The organism is Lentzea sp. HUAS TT2, assembly GCF_051853195.1.
Lineage (GTDB): Bacteria > Actinomycetota > Actinomycetes > Mycobacteriales > Pseudonocardiaceae > Lentzea.
The window spans coordinates 2,944,423-2,958,908 of sequence record NZ_CP196667.1 but is presented as its reverse complement, the minus strand read 5'-3'; the positions used below and the strand labels follow the sequence as shown (position 1 = coordinate 2,958,908).

The following is a 14,486-nucleotide window of genomic DNA, read 5'->3' as shown; positions in this document are numbered from 1 at the left end:
GTTGATCAGGCCGCAGTTGCCGAAAGATCTGGAGGCCCAGCCGCGAGCAGCGCGCGGTCGTACTCGGCCTTCCACGTCACGCGTTGGGCGATGGCATGCATGAGCAGGTGAGCCCGTGGCGGCACATTCGGATCACCAGGCCGGACCTTGTGCCAGACGAGCCGAGCCGGGTCCTTCTCCGGCTTCTCGATCCCCACGGCTTTGAGCGCCTGGAGGACGAAGCGCTTCCGGTCCGCCTTGTGGTCCGCGAGCGTCTTCCCCGACCACTTGCGAGACACCAGAACCCGCCGCCCAGGCAGCCCGAGCGTCGCCCTGCGGTGAGCCCTGCCCTTGCACCGTCCCGGACTCATGCGGGAGTTGGCACCTCGAGGCATGACGCCGTAGAGCAGCCAGTTCGCGCATCGATCCGAGCACGGCGTCACGGCCAGCTCGTCCGCCAGGCGGTCCGCATGCCGACGTTGCCGTTCGGTGTCCTGCTTGACCACCTCACCGATCGATTTCGTGAGGTACTTCGTCAGGTAGCCGATGTGCCGTCCAGCTTCCTCAGACCCGCCGAGGATGCCCTTGGAGTGCACCTGTCGCCCGAACCTCGCGACGTGTGCCGGTTCCTCGACCTCCGCGTCTTCCCAGGTGGTCAAGGCCCTTCGGGTGTCCGGGTCGACGAACGCCTTGGCGTCGAAGTCCCAGACCGGCAGCCGGTCCACGTAGACGCGTTCGTCGTGGTTCGGCCACCACACCTGGTGATAGGTGGCGGCCGTGACCAGGCGAATCAGCTCGTGAGGGATCGAACCGCGGAGTGCCGCGTGCAGGTGCGGAGCAGCGCGTTTCTGGGGCTCGACTGTGGCGAAGTACTGCACGTCCCAGCCGACGACCCGCCGCAGGTTCTGCCACCACCGGTCAACGAGGGACGCGAAGTGGACCGCATCCCGTGCCGCACGGCGATAGTCGTAGGTGTCCGGGTCAACGGGCGTGCCGTCGTCGCGCACCTTGCCGTAGGTGTCGAGGGTAAGCGTGACGAACATCGAGGGACGGAAGGCTCCCGCGAACTCCCGTCCAACCGTCCGCTTCTCAACCCGCCGCCGAGGTAGGTCCGGCGCATCCTGCCGACGCTTCGTCGAGCGCTTCACGGGTCGCTTGCCGGGGTCGTCCGGCGAGGGCAGGCGACCACGGACGCCGAGTTGCCGAAGTTCTTCGTCGACGCTGTGGATCTCCTCCCGCAGCTCGTCCGCCTCAGCCGAGCCGCCTACTTCCTTGTAGGCCTTGAAGAGGTCAGCGCGGTACTCCAGCAGCTCCGTCTGGTCGTTTGTGGCCGGTTCGGGGGTGAAGTCGGGCTCCACCTCCATGTGCCAGCCCTCGCGGCACTGAGCCATCCGCAAGGCCTTGGCCTTCTTCGCGCAGGGCGCACAGACGCTCTCGACCGTCGAGCCGCACGGGACCGCGACGTACCGGACCTCGTAGGACTCGTGGTCTTCGACTTCCATCGTGAACGGCCGGACACACACCCCGTGCTGCTCAGCGGCAGCCTTGGTGACGTCGAGCGCCGCAGGCTGCCTCATCCGTTGCGCGCGGGTCTGGCCCGCAACATCGCCGGGAAACGTGGTGACGTTCGTGCTCATGCTGCCCTCCGCTCGCTGCTTGCCGGGAAGTCGTGAACGGTCGCCGGGGCGAGGAACAGCCCGAGCTCAACCAGGTCCGCGTCCGTCACGTGGAAGGCCCGAGCCCGGTCCGGTTCGCGCTGCCCGTCCTCCTTCAGCCAGGCGACACCGGGCGTGTTCTCGCTGATCTCATGAGCCGCCGCGCCGCGTTGGCGAACGCCGTCGCCCAGGACCATGTCCACCTGAATCGGCTCATCGAGGCGCAGCGCCACGCGGGTCGTGAACAGGTGCCGGAAGCTCACGACCTCCTTGCGCGGGTCCTGCACCAGGGCCACGGTCGCGACACCGGGAGCCCGTCCCTGCGAGCTGATCGTCTGCACCGCGCGCGATGCGCGTTCCCGGAGCTGCTTGTCCTGCTGGTAGGCGATCAGGTCCGCCAGTTCATCGACCACCAGGACCGTGAACGGCTCCCCAGCACTACGGGTCCACAGACGACGAACGCCCCGGTACCGCGAAGCGCGAGCCTTGACCTCCGTCGCGATCTCCTCCAGCAGCTCGACCGCGTCCGGCCCGTTGTCGTAGACGACCTTCGCGAAGGCGTCCGGGCACTGGCCCAGCTCCATCCCGCCCTTGGGGTCGATGCCGACGAGGCGAACCAGGCTGGCGCGAATCGCGGGGGCGAGCTGCCAGACGATCGACCAGAGCACCGAGCCCTTACCCGCGCCAGGCACACCGACCACGAGCACCTGTGAGCCGAGGAGCTTCAACCGCCAGGGCCGACCGGTCTCCGTGACCCCGATGACCAGCCGTTTCAGGTCCACGTCCGCGGAGTCATCAAGCGGCGGAACGCTCACCGGCCGAGCGAGCGGATCAGCGTGGATGAAGTCGAGTTCGAGCAGCCGAGGCTTCAACACCCGGACCCGGCAAGACCGAGCGTTGAACGAGTGCGCCAGGTTGTCTCGACGCGCTTCCCACTGCTCCGGCGACTGCGCAGGGATCATCCGCACCCGGACCTTGTCCCGCCAGCCCTCAGCCCGGACGCGCCGCAGCTCAGGCCGATACTCCTTGCCGCGATGTTCCTTGACCAAGTCCGCCAGCCGAATGACAGTCCGCCACTTCGGCACGTAGACCGTGGCCCGACGCCACTCAGTGAGGACGCGGTACCAGCAGTGCCGCAGGAACGACGGCCGGTGCAGCCCGGACCAAATGGCCAGGCCAGCGACGAGCGTGAGCAGCGCCAGGACGAGTGGCGAGAGCCCGAACTCCCGATAGGCCGCGAGCCCAACGACCACCAGACCGGCCACGACCGGGTACCGCAGCGCGACGAGGACCAGGCGGACGCCGAGCCACACCGCGAAGCCCACCAGGACGAACGGCAGGGCAATGACCTTCGCCCACCGTGGAAGCCATATCCACCAGGGAAAGCGCGGCCGAGCCCCCTCGAACGGGGCCGGGTCTACCCACTTCGTCCCGCTCATGCCGCCACGCCCAAGCACGAGATGCAGCGGAACACCATGCCCGTGCTCGGGATGAACCCGACAGGCCGGAACGCGCTCAACCCGTTGCCACACAGCCGCTTGCACGTCAGGCACTCGAATCCTTCGGCCTGAGCCTGCGTGAGTTCGAGGCTGACGACCCTGCCGCCGTCGACCATCACCGTGTAGGTGTCGACAGCCTGCATACGCTCCACCATCGCGGCGAAACGATCCTGTCGACTTGACGCACCCCAGGTGCGCGCAGATACCCTATGCATGACTCGAATCCCCTTGTGTCGCAACGATTTCACGGTCGTTCGAGTCGGTGTACGTCGCCGGAGACAGTCGAGGCCCGCCAAGACTTGGACTGTTTCCGCGCGACACACACCAACGCGGTTTGTTCAGTTGTGGATCAGCTCTGAGCGAGCTTCTTCGCGAGCGCCCTGCACCAGGAGCAGAGCGGCCGTCTCTCCGTCTTGCGAAACCACCCGCCATCCAGACACCGCGAGCAGTTCCGGTACTCCATCCGAACCCGACCGGTCACCGGGTGCGTGGCGGTCAGGTTCAGGCGGTACATCAACCGAGCCAGCAGGCGAGGCCTCACCGGCACCACCGCCTCACACGGCTAGCCGCGCTCCACCAGCGGCGCAGGGGTGTTGCCGACCCAGCCAGCACCCTTGGACGGTTCGAGGACCGCAGCCAACAGGCCGGCGTGCTGCGACAGCGTCCGCAGGAACGCCGCCAACCGCTCCCGACCGTCAGGCCCGTCCGGTACGTGGATAGCGATCTGCGCCGGATCGAGGTTCAGCCGCAAGCAGTGCTCCGCAGCGTCCGAGCCAGGCCACGCCACGATGTCCGCCGAGGCCGCAGGTCCAGGCGAGATCATGAGCTTCAACATCACGACTCCTCCCCAGAACGGGACTGCTCAAGCCGCGCGCGACGCTCGAACTCCTCAGCAGCGATGGAGCAGGCGTGACGAGCCCACAGCGGCACCGCCAGATCAGCGGCCAAGATCCGCCACGCCTCCGCCACCGCGGAGTAGCCCAGAGCCAGACGAAGAAGTGCCTGCCTGTCGCCCGTCCTGGACGCCGCGAACAGGGCCGCCGTCTGCTCCGCGTACGCGGTGTTCCACCGGGCGACCGCCTCACGCGACGGCCGCGCCACTGTTAGGCCGCCGACTTCTGGTCGGTCTGCCCTTGCTGACCCGCAGGCTTGTTCTCACGCTTGGGCGGAGTACCGACCTGAGGCGAGGCAAGGCCCGTGGCCCGGATCGTGAAGCCCTGGTACTTGAACCGGTCTCCCATGACGCGTGGCTCAACCGTCAGCCCCTCGAACGCGACCGGCCGGACCTCGACGCCGGGCATGATCTGCACGGCCTGAGGCGGGACAGGCTGGACGTCTGCGAGCACGGTGATCGTGACCGAGGCGTCCCGCTCCTTCTCGGCCGACGGGTCGGTCACAACGACCTTCCACTGACGCTTGCCGGAGCGCTCGTCCACCTTCTGCTTGGCTTGCTTGCCGCGCGCCTTGTCCTCGTTGCTCATGTACTCCATGTCCGGAGCGACCACGCCGACCATCAGCGCGCCCTGCGGAAAGACCTGGTCAAACGACGCCTCGAAGCGAGTGCCGTACGGAACCGCCATGACTGCAACCTCCCTAGCCCCGCTAGGCCGTCTGTACGACCTAGACAAGTTACAAGCTAGCTAGCCTGTCTAGCCAAGTCAAGCGGATCGGTGTTTTCGCAGGTGAGCTAGCTTCCTAGGCGGGCTAGACAAGTTGCCCTAGGCTGAAGGCGTTCTGTTTGGCGATGCCTCGAACAGAACGTCCACAAGAGGAGGAGCAACAGGTGGCACTCGACCCGGACGACCCGCGACCGCCATACGTGCAGGTGGCGAATGCACTGCGGGCGGCCATCCTGACCAAGGTCTTCAAGGCCGGCGACAAGCTGCCCTCGCGCGCTGAACTGGCGAAGAAATACGAAGTCGCGCCGATGACCGTCCAGAACGCACTACGCGAGCTGCGTGACGAAGGCCTGATCGTCTCGCGACAGGGCAGCGGCGTCTTCGTCCGCGAGCGCACTGAGCGCCCAGTAGGGCTCCGACCTCATATCGAGCGCGCGTTCGAGGCTGAGCGCGTTTCCATCGACTTCGCAGGCTTCTCGGGCGAGACCTTGCAGGGTGTCATGCAGGAACCGCTGGACAAGATCCGAATCGGCCGACTTACGCCCGCCTCGATCAACATCCGAATGCTCGTTCCTGACACGTCTCAGCCGTGGGCGATCCCGTGCCAGGTCGAGGACTTGCAGGACAGCCCAGGCTTCCGCAAGCGCATGGACGAGATCATGCGCCGCCACACCCTCGCGATCGTCGACAACATCCAGGAACTCGGAGACCTCGGCCTAGTCAAGGACGTCTCAGTCGAGATCAAGGTCCACCGCGCCGCACCGCTGTTCAAGCTCTACTTGCTCAACAACGAGGAAGCCTTCTTCGGCTTCTACCCGGTACGTGAGCATGTGATCCGCTTCGACGGCGAACCAAAGCCGATCTACGACCTCGTTGGCAAGGAAGCCATCCTCTTCCACCACAGCGTCACCGACGACGACACCAGCACTGGAAGTCAATACGTCGAGCAGGCGCGCATGTGGTTCGACTCAATGTGGACCACTGTCTCAACGGAGTATCAGCGGTGACCGAAAAGAAGGTTCTCGTCGATGACTCGGCCGCTTTGCGTCGCCTCTTGATTGATACGAGCGCTCTCCTGCTTGACTTCGATGGGCCTGTCTGTTCAGTTTTCGCGGGTTTCCCGGCTCCTGCAGTGGCTGAACAGCTTCGCGAAGTTCTGGCAGGCGGTGGCTACGATGAGCTTCCGCCAGAAATTCAGAAGACGAATGACCCATTCGACGTACTTAGCTTCGCGGCTACTCTTGGCGGCAAGGAGGCTCATTACATCGAAGCCTCGTTGCGGGCGCATGAAGTCGAGGCCGTAGCAACTGCACAACCAACAGAAGGTGCACACGACCTCATTCGGTCATGGAGTTCCAGCAGGCGCAAGCTGGCCATCGTAAGCAACAACAGTACTGCAGCAGTTGAGGCTTACCTCTCTATTCATGGTCTTGTTTCCAGTGTTGACCTCATATCTGCGCGCAATGACGCGGATCCTTCACTTTTGAAGCCGCACCCGTTCCTGATTGATCGCGCCAAGACCGGCCTTCATGAAGCAGCCCGGTCTTGCACGCTGATCGGAGACTCCGTCACTGATATCCAGGCTGCACGCGCAGCGGGAGTATCTTCAATCGGCTACGCTAACAAGCCAGGTAAGACTGAAGCGCTATTGAATGAGTTTCCTGATGTAGTTATTACGGACGTGACAAGCGTTTATCTAGAAGCACTTACATTGTGACCTGAATGTCCCCGTTTGACGTCGGCTAATCCGGGCTTTATGGCCCTTTTTTCTTTCTGCGTCGCTTAGCCTGTCGGGTTATCGTAATTAGCTCATTTATTGTCTCAAGCATCATGAGGGCACGCGCTGGTTCGTCATCCACGATTGCATGGGCCCTTGGGTTTCTCCATGCCCCGATTACCCCCTGGCAGAGGTACATGTGACCACGCTGGGCGCTTTCGTCACTCTTAGTTCTTCCGGGGTTGATCCGCAAGAGACCCCCGTTTGCGGAGAATGCCACGGTCATCAGGCTGTCTCCGTCTTCGGTGCGGCCTGACCGCTTTCGCACGCACTCATTGAGCGCCTTTACGCCTGCCTCAACCGCGTCTGCATAGTGTTTCGATACGAACCTAGATCGCGCGGCAGTTCGCAAGTCTGGGTCGAGTATTCTCCTGTCGAAGTCTGCAAGTAGTTGATCGTCTGGCGAAAGAAGATCCTTCTTTCCATCTTCTTGATCGCCACTTCCGTGGATCGAGCTGTTCTTGCCGTACTCGGCAATATCCGCAGCGATTGACTGAGCCATCTTTATTGCCAGCCCGTTGCCGGCCGCCGTCTCGCTCATTTCTGATACAGGTGCTTCGCCATGCTTGCAAAGATGCTGTCGATCTGCTCTGGACTTGCGTCCGCAGGAATGTGGATCTGGATGTCGAGATGAACGTTGGGTCCGTTATTGGGTGCAGCGTGATGACTGTTGTGATTCTGCGCAGGGTTGTCTATTCGAGCGTCGGAATCCTTACCTGCCGACGACTCTGCATGATCCGCGCTATTGGATACAGAGCCAGGAGTTGACTTTTTAGGGGCAGGCTTCTTCGTGGTGGCTTTAGATTTTGAATCCGAGTTCGGCGGTTCTGGAATCTTCTTGCTCGCGATCATGAGGTACGTGGCGCACATTTGAGTCGCGTTGGATCCGCCGAATCCTTGATGCTGGAACCATGTAAGAACCTGCGACTTATCAGGCGCTCCGTTCTCGTCTACCAGAGCCGTAAGTTCTCCTGGGTAGAACTCGTCAAGAATTTCCTGACAGGCTTCGGAGTAGCTGGCGTCGACCCGCCACTTTCCACCCCTCGGAGTCAGGCCGCCATCATCTGTCACCAAGCCCATGCGGCGAAGCGGGCCGACAATGTTGTCGGACGCACTTTTTGGACTTGCCATTTCAAGCATGGCTGCAACTATGGAAGGCGTGAATTTTGTAGATGGGGCCAAGGTTGCCTTCGAGCGCAGCAAACGCCAAGCCTTAGATGGGATCTTTGGGTATGCGGTGGCGGCCACAATTCCTCCAAAATTCGACTCGGAGACGTGCCACGGCACAGACTCAAATGCAGTCGCCTGGCCGTCGAAATATCAACCGCGCTACGACCCGCCACTTGGAGGCTACAAAGTTGACGAGAGGCTGTAACGGTTCGATATACCCTGTAACGTCCCCGAATTCACTCGAATAGCGTACTTGCTACGCGTACATGCACACGTCAAAGCGCAGATGTACGACCCGAAGGTCTGCCATGATCAATGGTGGCAAGTCGTTAGATATCACCTCACTTTGACGGGTAACTCGGAATACTCGAACTTGTATCCAACACTGTCAAGTATCAGATGAGTGAAGTCGGGCCTGGTCGGCCGAGACGTACGGATGTGTCGGTGTGCTTGCCGAACTTGGCTCTATGGGATCAAGGCGCGCCGCCGTCGGCGGCGCGCACGGGGCCTGTCACGCTGGCACCGGCTCCCCATCCATCCCGGCACGCCGGGCTCCCGCTTCGCTCCGCCCGTCGGCCGTGCGGCGCGGCCGGCGTCCATCCACGGCAGCGCGCCGCCGACGGCGACGCCCAGGAGCTCCCAGCAGCCAGGCTCGGGACGATCGCGCGATCCAAGACCTGACCGAGCCGGGCACGGCGATCGACGCCCGCCAACGCTCCGCGTCATCGGCCACCGGACATGCCAAAGCCGCCCCACCGAGGACCAGCGGGACGGGACAGCCAGCAGGCAAGCCACCAGAACGAGGTGTAGCGACGGGTGTAGCAACGGTCCGGGACAGGTTGGGACGGGACAGCACCCCTGACCAGCCAACACCGACAACCGCGGACTAACCCGAACAAGCCTGGACAGCCAGATGCAGCCTTGAAAGCGGGAGACGGGCAACCGTCCGGGGGTTCAAATCCCTCCGCTTCCGCTGGATCGACCAGCGCAAAAGGGGTGGCTCACCGACCGGTGAGCCACCCCTTTTCGAGTCCTACTTGTACGGCGGCGGGTAGTGCGGCAGCTCGCCTGGGCGGTAGGTGTTGCCCGCCACGACGGTCTTCCACATCTCGGCACCGCGTTCCTGCGGGCTCATGCACGGGTACCGGTCCGGCGAGGTGAACCGGGAACACTTGCCGTCCGGGCCGCGTGTCACCTGGGCGCTGTACGCCAGTGATCCGACCGAGTTGTCCGAGCGCGGCATGTACTTGTCGCCGATCGCCGAACCCGCTGAGGCGGTGAGCAGCATGAGGCCTGCCAGCACGCCGATGCTCGCCGAGGCCGGGGACAGGTTGGCCAGGCGGGTGCGCACCGTCTGCGACCTGGCGATGTAGTAGATCGCGAAGCCGCCTGCGAGCAGGAAGCAGTACAGGAGCTGCGGCGAGGTGCGCGGGTAGAGCTGCACGGAGTCCGTGCCGTACATCTGCGAGGCGAAGTGGTACCTGAGCACCCAGGAGCCCGCGATGATGCTGCTCAGTGCGATGACGATCGTTCGGCGGCGTGCCACCACGATCAGCACTACCAGGCCCACGAACAGCAGCAGGGTGAACAGGCCCACGCCGCCGAGTTCGCCGGGCGGCGGCCACGGGCCGGGGTTCGAGCCCGGCAGGTCGCCCTTGCCCATGACGAAGTAGGTGGGCTCGACCCAGGTGTCGATGTGGAAGTACTGGTCCTTGACCGAGGTCGACGCCGTCAGCAGGCCGAACAGGTGCCGTGAGCTCACCAGGACGAACATGGCGGTGGTGACGGCGGTCAGTGTGAGGCCGCGGAGAAGACCGGTGCGCCACGGGAACACCACGAGCGCGGTCACGAGCACTCCGGGCGCTGACCACACGAACCAGCCCGAGTAGATCAGGAAGATCAGGCCCATCGCCGAGCCGATGCCCACGCCTGTGAGCACCAGCCGGGACCACGGGATCGTTGCCGCCCTGCGCAACTGCTGGAGCAGCTTGAGCAGCAACGGGATCAGCACGATCAGCATGATCGTGACGTAGAACTTGTACGGCTCGATGAGGGGCAGCGCGGGCACGATGCCGATGCCCAGCGCCCACAACGGGGGCAGCAGAAGGCGCCACGCGAGGTAGGCGATCGGGCCGAACAACGCGGTTCCGATGATCTGCGACGCCTTGAGCGCCTGGTCGGGGCTGCTGCCGGTCAGCTGGCTGTACCAGGCGAGGCCGTAGATCGACCCCGGCGGGTAGTCCGCCTGCATGCCTCCCGTGTCGATCACGAGTTTCACGGTGCGCACGATGGCCGCGCCATCGCCGAAGGAGGCGTTGAGGCCCCAGTGCGAGCCCTTCAGCGCCACCGCCACCGCGCCGCCGATCAGGCCGGTCGTCAGGCCGGCGACCGCGGCTGCGGCCAGTCGTTCTGCCAGTGGGGAGAGCACGGCCCAGCGGCTTCGTGCGGCGACCACCAGTGCGACGAGGAAGACCAGTGCCAGCAGGGCGTACCTCAGCTGCAGTGCCGCGAGGCCGCTGACCTGGCCGATCCGGTCCATCGGGTTGATCTCGAGCCGGCGGGCCAGCACGACCATGATGAGAGCCATGCTGATCGAAACGACGGCTTCGGCGAGGACGAGCAGCGCACGACGTCCTCGGCTCGCGGGCGGAGCCGGCTCGGCATCGCGCTCGTCACGGGCGGGGGCGAGCCTCTGGGTGTCCTCGGGCTGGGCCTCCACCACGCTTACGGATTCGCCCACGGCTGGATCTCCATCCGACTGTTCGGGACTGTCTGCGCGACAGGTGCGCGGCTGTCACCTTACTGAGCGGGTATGAAGCCCTCGTCTGTCCCCACCCGTGGGCTCGGACGACAAGGGCGGCGCACCGAATCGGTGCGCCGCCCTGTTTTCAGCGATGTGGAGCGACTACGAGACGGCCGCGTGCGAGTGGTCGTCGTGCGAAGCCGTCTTCATCAGTGCCGCGGAGGAACGAGCCTCGGCCCGCTTCGAGCGCGGCGGCACGCCGTTGACGTCCTCAGTGGACACACCGTAGGCGGCGGTGACGAACGCGATGGCGCCGGCGTTGCGGCCGAGGGCGACTCGGTCGATGTTGCCGAGGTTGTCGCACTTCGAGTGGTAGCACGGGTCGTACGCGACGCCTGCCGTGCCGCCCCACTTCGCTGCCTGGGCCGCGGTCTTGACGCCTTCGGCGCCGGTGAAGAGGCCGCCGGCCGGAATGCCCTGCGCGATGAACTCGCCGTAGTCGGAACGACCCGAGAAGTCGGTGCCCTCGGTGGGGACGCCCTTGGCGGCGAAGTAGTCCGCGAAGGCCTTCTCGATCTGGGCCGAGCCGAACGGGCCGGGGCCCGCGCCGGTGGCGTCGGAGTCGTCGCCGTCGTAGATGAAGTACGCGGCGTTCGGGGAGCCGACCATGTCGAAGTTCAGGTACAGCGCGATGTCCAGCTGCTGTTCGAACGTCAGCGAGCGGACCCACTCCTCGGAACCGATGAGGCCCCGCTCCTCGGCACCCCACCAGGCGAACCGGATGGCGTTGTCGACCTTCGGGCGGGAACCGAGCTGCAGCGCGGTCTCGAGCAGTGCGGCGGAGCCGGAGCCGTTGTCGTTGATGCCGGCGCCGAGCTCGACGCTGTCGAGGTGCGAGCCGGCCATGACGACGTTGTTCTTGCGGCCGGTGCGGGTCTCGGCGATGACGTTGCGCTCGGTGCGGGACTCGGTGTGCGAGCGCATGTCGACGGTGACGGGGCTGCCCGCCTTCGTCGCCAGGGTGTTGCCGTCGGCCTGGGAGATGCCGCCGGTCGGGATCTTGCCGGGATTGGTCAGCGTCACGTTCGCCAGCGGGCCGGCGACGTTGTTCGAGACCAGGACGGCGGTGGCGCCCGCGGCGAACGCGTTGAGGTGCTTCTGCTCGAACGTGCATCCGCCGCGGCGGATGAGGGCCACGGAGCCGGTGAAGTCCTGGCCCGCGAAGTCGGTGGCCTCGCAGCCCGTGGTGGCGTCCTCCGGGACCACGCGCAGCGGGCCCGTCACACCGCCGACCGGGGTCTGCGGCGATGCCACCAGGATCAACGCCTGGTAGTTCACGCCGTCGACCCTGGCGGTCTCGGCGTCGTTGACGTTGATGTCGTACGTGAACGTCGGCGTGGTGACGATGAAGCCCTCGTCGCGGAGCTTGCCCGCGACGTAGTCGACGCTGGCGTTGTAGCCGGGCGTCAGGGCCGCGCGGTTGCCGCCGTTGCGGTCGGCGATGCGCTGGAACGCGATGAGGTGCCGGTTGACACCTTCGACGGTCACCTTCTTGGCCAGCTTCTTGGCCAGAGCGGGACCTGCCGGCTCAGCGGCGGCGGACGCCGTGGCGGTAGGGGCGGCGACTAGTGCCGAGATGGCAAGCACAGTCGCCAGCTTGGTTCTGCCGGACATGAACGTTCCCCTTCGTTCGAGATGGCTGAACCCTCACAAAAGGGAGACCCACGACACAATCCGTCGGTCGGCGGGAGTTCAGCTGGTGATCAGCTGAACACACTCCGCTAGCCCTTCGACAGCGGTGTTCCATTCCGGGCGCACGAAATCCGCCTTGTCCAGACGCAATCGCACGTGCTCAAGGCGTTCTCCGCGCGGTGCCGCACCTATCGTGCCGTCGTGCGCGTAACCGAGCTTCGCGCTCACACGATTGGACGCATGGTTTCCCTGCCAAGCCGCCGAACGAGCGATGTGCGCGCCCAGGTGGTCGAACGCGAACTGCAGCACGGCGACACGCATTTCCGTGCCGAACCCGTTGCCGTGGAACTCCTTGCCGAGCCACGAGCCCGTGTTCACCTCGCGCAGCACGCCGAAGTCGCGCGCACCGATGTCCTGCACACCGATCGCCCTGCCCTCGTGCCGGACGACGAAGCTGATCACCCAGTCCTTCGCGGCGAACTTCGCGCGCTGACCCCAGAAGTGCTGGAGCAGGCCGAGCCCGCGGTCGTCGGGGAGCGTGTCGGTCCACGGCACGTAGAACGGCATCTCGGCCGGGTCGTGCACGCCCGCGAGCGCCACGTCGACGAGTTCGAACAGCCCGGGGTCGTCGTCCGGGCGCAGTTCCAGGCGCGGGGTGCGGAGGACCAGATGTCGCAGTGGCCAGGCGTCCATGATCCGATGGTGCCGGACCTGTCGAACGGTATTACGGTCGACTGTATGCATGCCATCACAGTGCGCGAACCCGGCGGCCCCGAGGTGCTCGAGTGGACCGAGGTCGCCGACCCGGTCCCCGGCAGGGGCGAGGTGCTGATCGACGTGGCCGCGAGTGCGGTCAACCGCGCGGACCTGTTGCAGCGACAGGGTCTCTACCCACCGCCGCCCGGCGCGTCCGACGTCATCGGACTGGAGTGCTCCGGCACGATCGCGGCGCTCGGCGAGGACGTCACGGGCTGGAACGTCGGCGACGAGGTGTGCGCGTTGCTGGCCGGCGGCGGCTACGCGGAGAAGGTCGTCGTCCCGGCGCCGCAGGTCCTGCCGCTCCCCCAGGGCGTCGACCTCGTCACGGCGGCGGCGCTGCCCGAGGTCGCGTGCACCGTGTGGTCGAACGTCGTGATGGACGGCAGGCTCAAGCTCGGCGAGACGTTCCTCGTGCACGGCGGTGCCGGCGGCATCGGCACGCACGCGATCCAGGTCGCCAAGGCCCTCGGCGCGACCGTCGCCGTCACCGCGGGATCGGACGAGCGGCTGCGGAAGTGCGCCGAGCTCGGCGCGGACATCACGGTCAACTACAAGACCCAGGACTTCGTCGCCGAGGTGAAAAGCGCCGACGTCGTCCTCGACAACATGGGCGCCGCCTACCTCCCCCGCAACATCGACGTCCTCGCCCCGGACGGTCGGCTGATGATCATCGGCATGCAGGGCGGCGTGAAGGGCGAGCTGCCGATCGGCAAGCTGCTGCAGAAGCGCGCGTCAGTGATGGCGACGGGGCTGCGCGGCCGCAGCGTCGACAGCAAGGGCGCGATCGTCGCCCAGGTCCGCGAACACCTGTGGCCGCTGATCGAGAGCGGCGCGGTGAAGCCGATCGTCGGCCAGGTCGTGCCGATGTCGGACGCCGCGGAGGCGCACCGCCTGCTGGAGGCCAGCGACGTCTTCGGCAAGGTCCTGCTCAGGCGGGAACGGTAGCCACGGCCAGCGAGGTCCGGGGAGCCGTGCGGAACTCCAGCCCGAACTCCTCGGACCACCGCGTCAGCACCACCTGCTCGTCCGGCCGGTCGGCGTCGTCGGCCAGCACCGTCGCCCCCGGCGCCAGCACGGCGCGCAGCACGGGCAGCGCCGGATAACGCGAGTCGCCGAAGCCGGGCCCGTCGACGAGGAGCAGGTCCACCAGGCCGAACCGCTCGACGTACCCGAGCACCTCGTCGTGCACCAGCTTCGGCGCGTACCACTGGCCGTGCCGCGACAACGCCGCCGGATGCCGCGACAACGGCGCGTGCACGACGCGGGCGACGGAGCCGAGACCTTCACGTCGTAGTTGTGAGGCAACAAAAGCAGCCATGCGCTCGTCGTGCTCGATCGACAGCAGGTGCCCGAACCCGCGCTGCTGCAACAAACGCGCCAGCAACACGGAGGACGAGCCGCAGCCCAGTTCGACCAGGACGGTCCGCGCGCCGAGCACGATCTCGTCCATCACGGCGACCAGTGCCGCCGGCCGGAGATCACCGGACAGCACCGGCAGGTACTCGGTGTTCAGCGAACCGAGGCGCTGCAGGGCCGAGAGATCGGCGAGCTCGCGAGCCAGCGAGTCGTCCAAGTGAAGATCTCCCATGTCCC

At 65.6% G+C, this 14,486-nt stretch carries 15 protein-coding genes; 3 read left to right on the top strand and 12 right to left on the bottom strand.

Annotated features, from left to right (window positions below; all coding sequences use genetic code 11):
- Positions 1-5: 5 nt before the first annotated feature.
- The 6 genes from ACSHWB_RS14790 to ACSHWB_RS14765 form a co-directional block, all read right to left on the bottom strand.
- Positions 6-1,616, bottom strand: coding sequence for a replication initiator (locus tag ACSHWB_RS14790; protein ID WP_439662601.1), 1,611 nt, complete (start codon positions 1,614-1,616; stop codon positions 6-8).
- The gene (locus ACSHWB_RS14785; RefSeq protein WP_439662600.1) at positions 1,613-2,959 is read right to left on the bottom strand and encodes an FtsK/SpoIIIE domain-containing protein; all 1,347 of its coding nucleotides are present in this window, start codon (positions 2,957-2,959) and stop codon (positions 1,613-1,615) included. Before ACSHWB_RS14785 ends, ACSHWB_RS14790 begins: the two co-directional genes overlap by 4 nt.
- 110 nt (positions 2,960-3,069) lie before the next feature.
- Complete coding sequence (locus ACSHWB_RS14780; protein ID WP_439662599.1) at positions 3,070-3,276, bottom strand: hypothetical protein; 207 nt, start codon at positions 3,274-3,276, stop codon at positions 3,070-3,072.
- A gap of 419 nt (positions 3,277-3,695) precedes the next feature.
- Positions 3,696-3,968, bottom strand: a complete 273-nt coding sequence (locus ACSHWB_RS14775; RefSeq protein WP_439662598.1) for a hypothetical protein — start codon at positions 3,966-3,968, stop codon at positions 3,696-3,698.
- A complete protein-coding gene (locus tag ACSHWB_RS14770; RefSeq protein ID WP_439662597.1) occupies positions 3,968-4,234 on the bottom strand; it encodes a hypothetical protein in 267 nt (88 codons plus the stop codon). Before ACSHWB_RS14770 ends, ACSHWB_RS14775 begins: the two co-directional genes overlap by 1 nt.
- A gap of 2 nt (positions 4,235-4,236) precedes the next feature.
- On the bottom strand, positions 4,237-4,713 hold the full coding sequence (locus ACSHWB_RS14765; RefSeq protein ID WP_439662596.1) for a hypothetical protein: 477 nt from the start codon (positions 4,711-4,713) through the stop codon (positions 4,237-4,239).
- Positions 4,714-4,916: 203 nt separating this feature from the next.
- On the opposite strand from ACSHWB_RS14765, the gene ACSHWB_RS14760 reads away from it, so the two are divergent.
- Together ACSHWB_RS14760 and ACSHWB_RS14755 are read left to right on the top strand one after the other, a co-directional pair.
- The gene (locus tag ACSHWB_RS14760; protein WP_439662595.1) at positions 4,917-5,759 is read left to right on the top strand and encodes a GntR family transcriptional regulator; all 843 of its coding nucleotides are present in this window, start codon (positions 4,917-4,919) and stop codon (positions 5,757-5,759) included.
- Positions 5,756-6,469, top strand: coding sequence for an HAD family hydrolase (locus ACSHWB_RS14755; RefSeq protein WP_439662594.1), 714 nt, complete (start codon positions 5,756-5,758; stop codon positions 6,467-6,469). Before ACSHWB_RS14760 ends, ACSHWB_RS14755 begins: the two co-directional genes overlap by 4 nt.
- A 37-nt stretch (positions 6,470-6,506) precedes the next feature.
- Here ACSHWB_RS14755 and ACSHWB_RS14750 read toward each other — a convergent pair whose 3' ends face one another.
- The 5 genes from ACSHWB_RS14750 to ACSHWB_RS14730 form a co-directional block, all read right to left on the bottom strand.
- A complete protein-coding gene (locus tag ACSHWB_RS14750; protein ID WP_439662593.1) occupies positions 6,507-7,070 on the bottom strand; it encodes a TIGR02391 family protein in 564 nt (187 codons plus the stop codon).
- Positions 7,067-7,777 (bottom strand): hypothetical protein, encoded by a 711-nt coding sequence (locus ACSHWB_RS14745; protein ID WP_439662592.1) that lies wholly within the window; start codon positions 7,775-7,777, stop codon positions 7,067-7,069. The genes ACSHWB_RS14750 and ACSHWB_RS14745 overlap by 4 nt, the downstream gene beginning before the upstream one ends.
- A gap of 955 nt (positions 7,778-8,732) precedes the next feature.
- Positions 8,733-10,439 (bottom strand): hypothetical protein, encoded by a 1,707-nt coding sequence (locus ACSHWB_RS14740; RefSeq protein WP_439662591.1) that lies wholly within the window; start codon positions 10,437-10,439, stop codon positions 8,733-8,735.
- A gap of 165 nt (positions 10,440-10,604) precedes the next feature.
- On the bottom strand, positions 10,605-12,116 hold the full coding sequence (locus ACSHWB_RS14735; protein WP_439662590.1) for a M28 family metallopeptidase: 1,512 nt from the start codon (positions 12,114-12,116) through the stop codon (positions 10,605-10,607).
- 78 nt (positions 12,117-12,194) lie between these two features.
- Entirely contained in the window at positions 12,195-12,827 is a 633-nt protein-coding gene (locus tag ACSHWB_RS14730; protein WP_439662589.1) for a GNAT family N-acetyltransferase, read from the bottom strand.
- Positions 12,828-12,872: 45 nt separating this feature from the next.
- On the opposite strand from ACSHWB_RS14730, the gene ACSHWB_RS14725 reads away from it, so the two are divergent.
- The gene (locus tag ACSHWB_RS14725; RefSeq protein WP_439662588.1) at positions 12,873-13,838 is read left to right on the top strand and encodes an NAD(P)H-quinone oxidoreductase; all 966 of its coding nucleotides are present in this window, start codon (positions 12,873-12,875) and stop codon (positions 13,836-13,838) included.
- On the opposite strand, the gene ACSHWB_RS14720 is transcribed toward ACSHWB_RS14725, so the two are convergent.
- A complete protein-coding gene (locus ACSHWB_RS14720; RefSeq protein ID WP_439662587.1) occupies positions 13,822-14,481 on the bottom strand; it encodes a class I SAM-dependent methyltransferase in 660 nt (219 codons plus the stop codon). The two genes, ACSHWB_RS14725 and ACSHWB_RS14720, sit on opposite strands and share 17 nt — an antisense overlap.
- Positions 14,482-14,486: the final 5 nt, after the last annotated feature.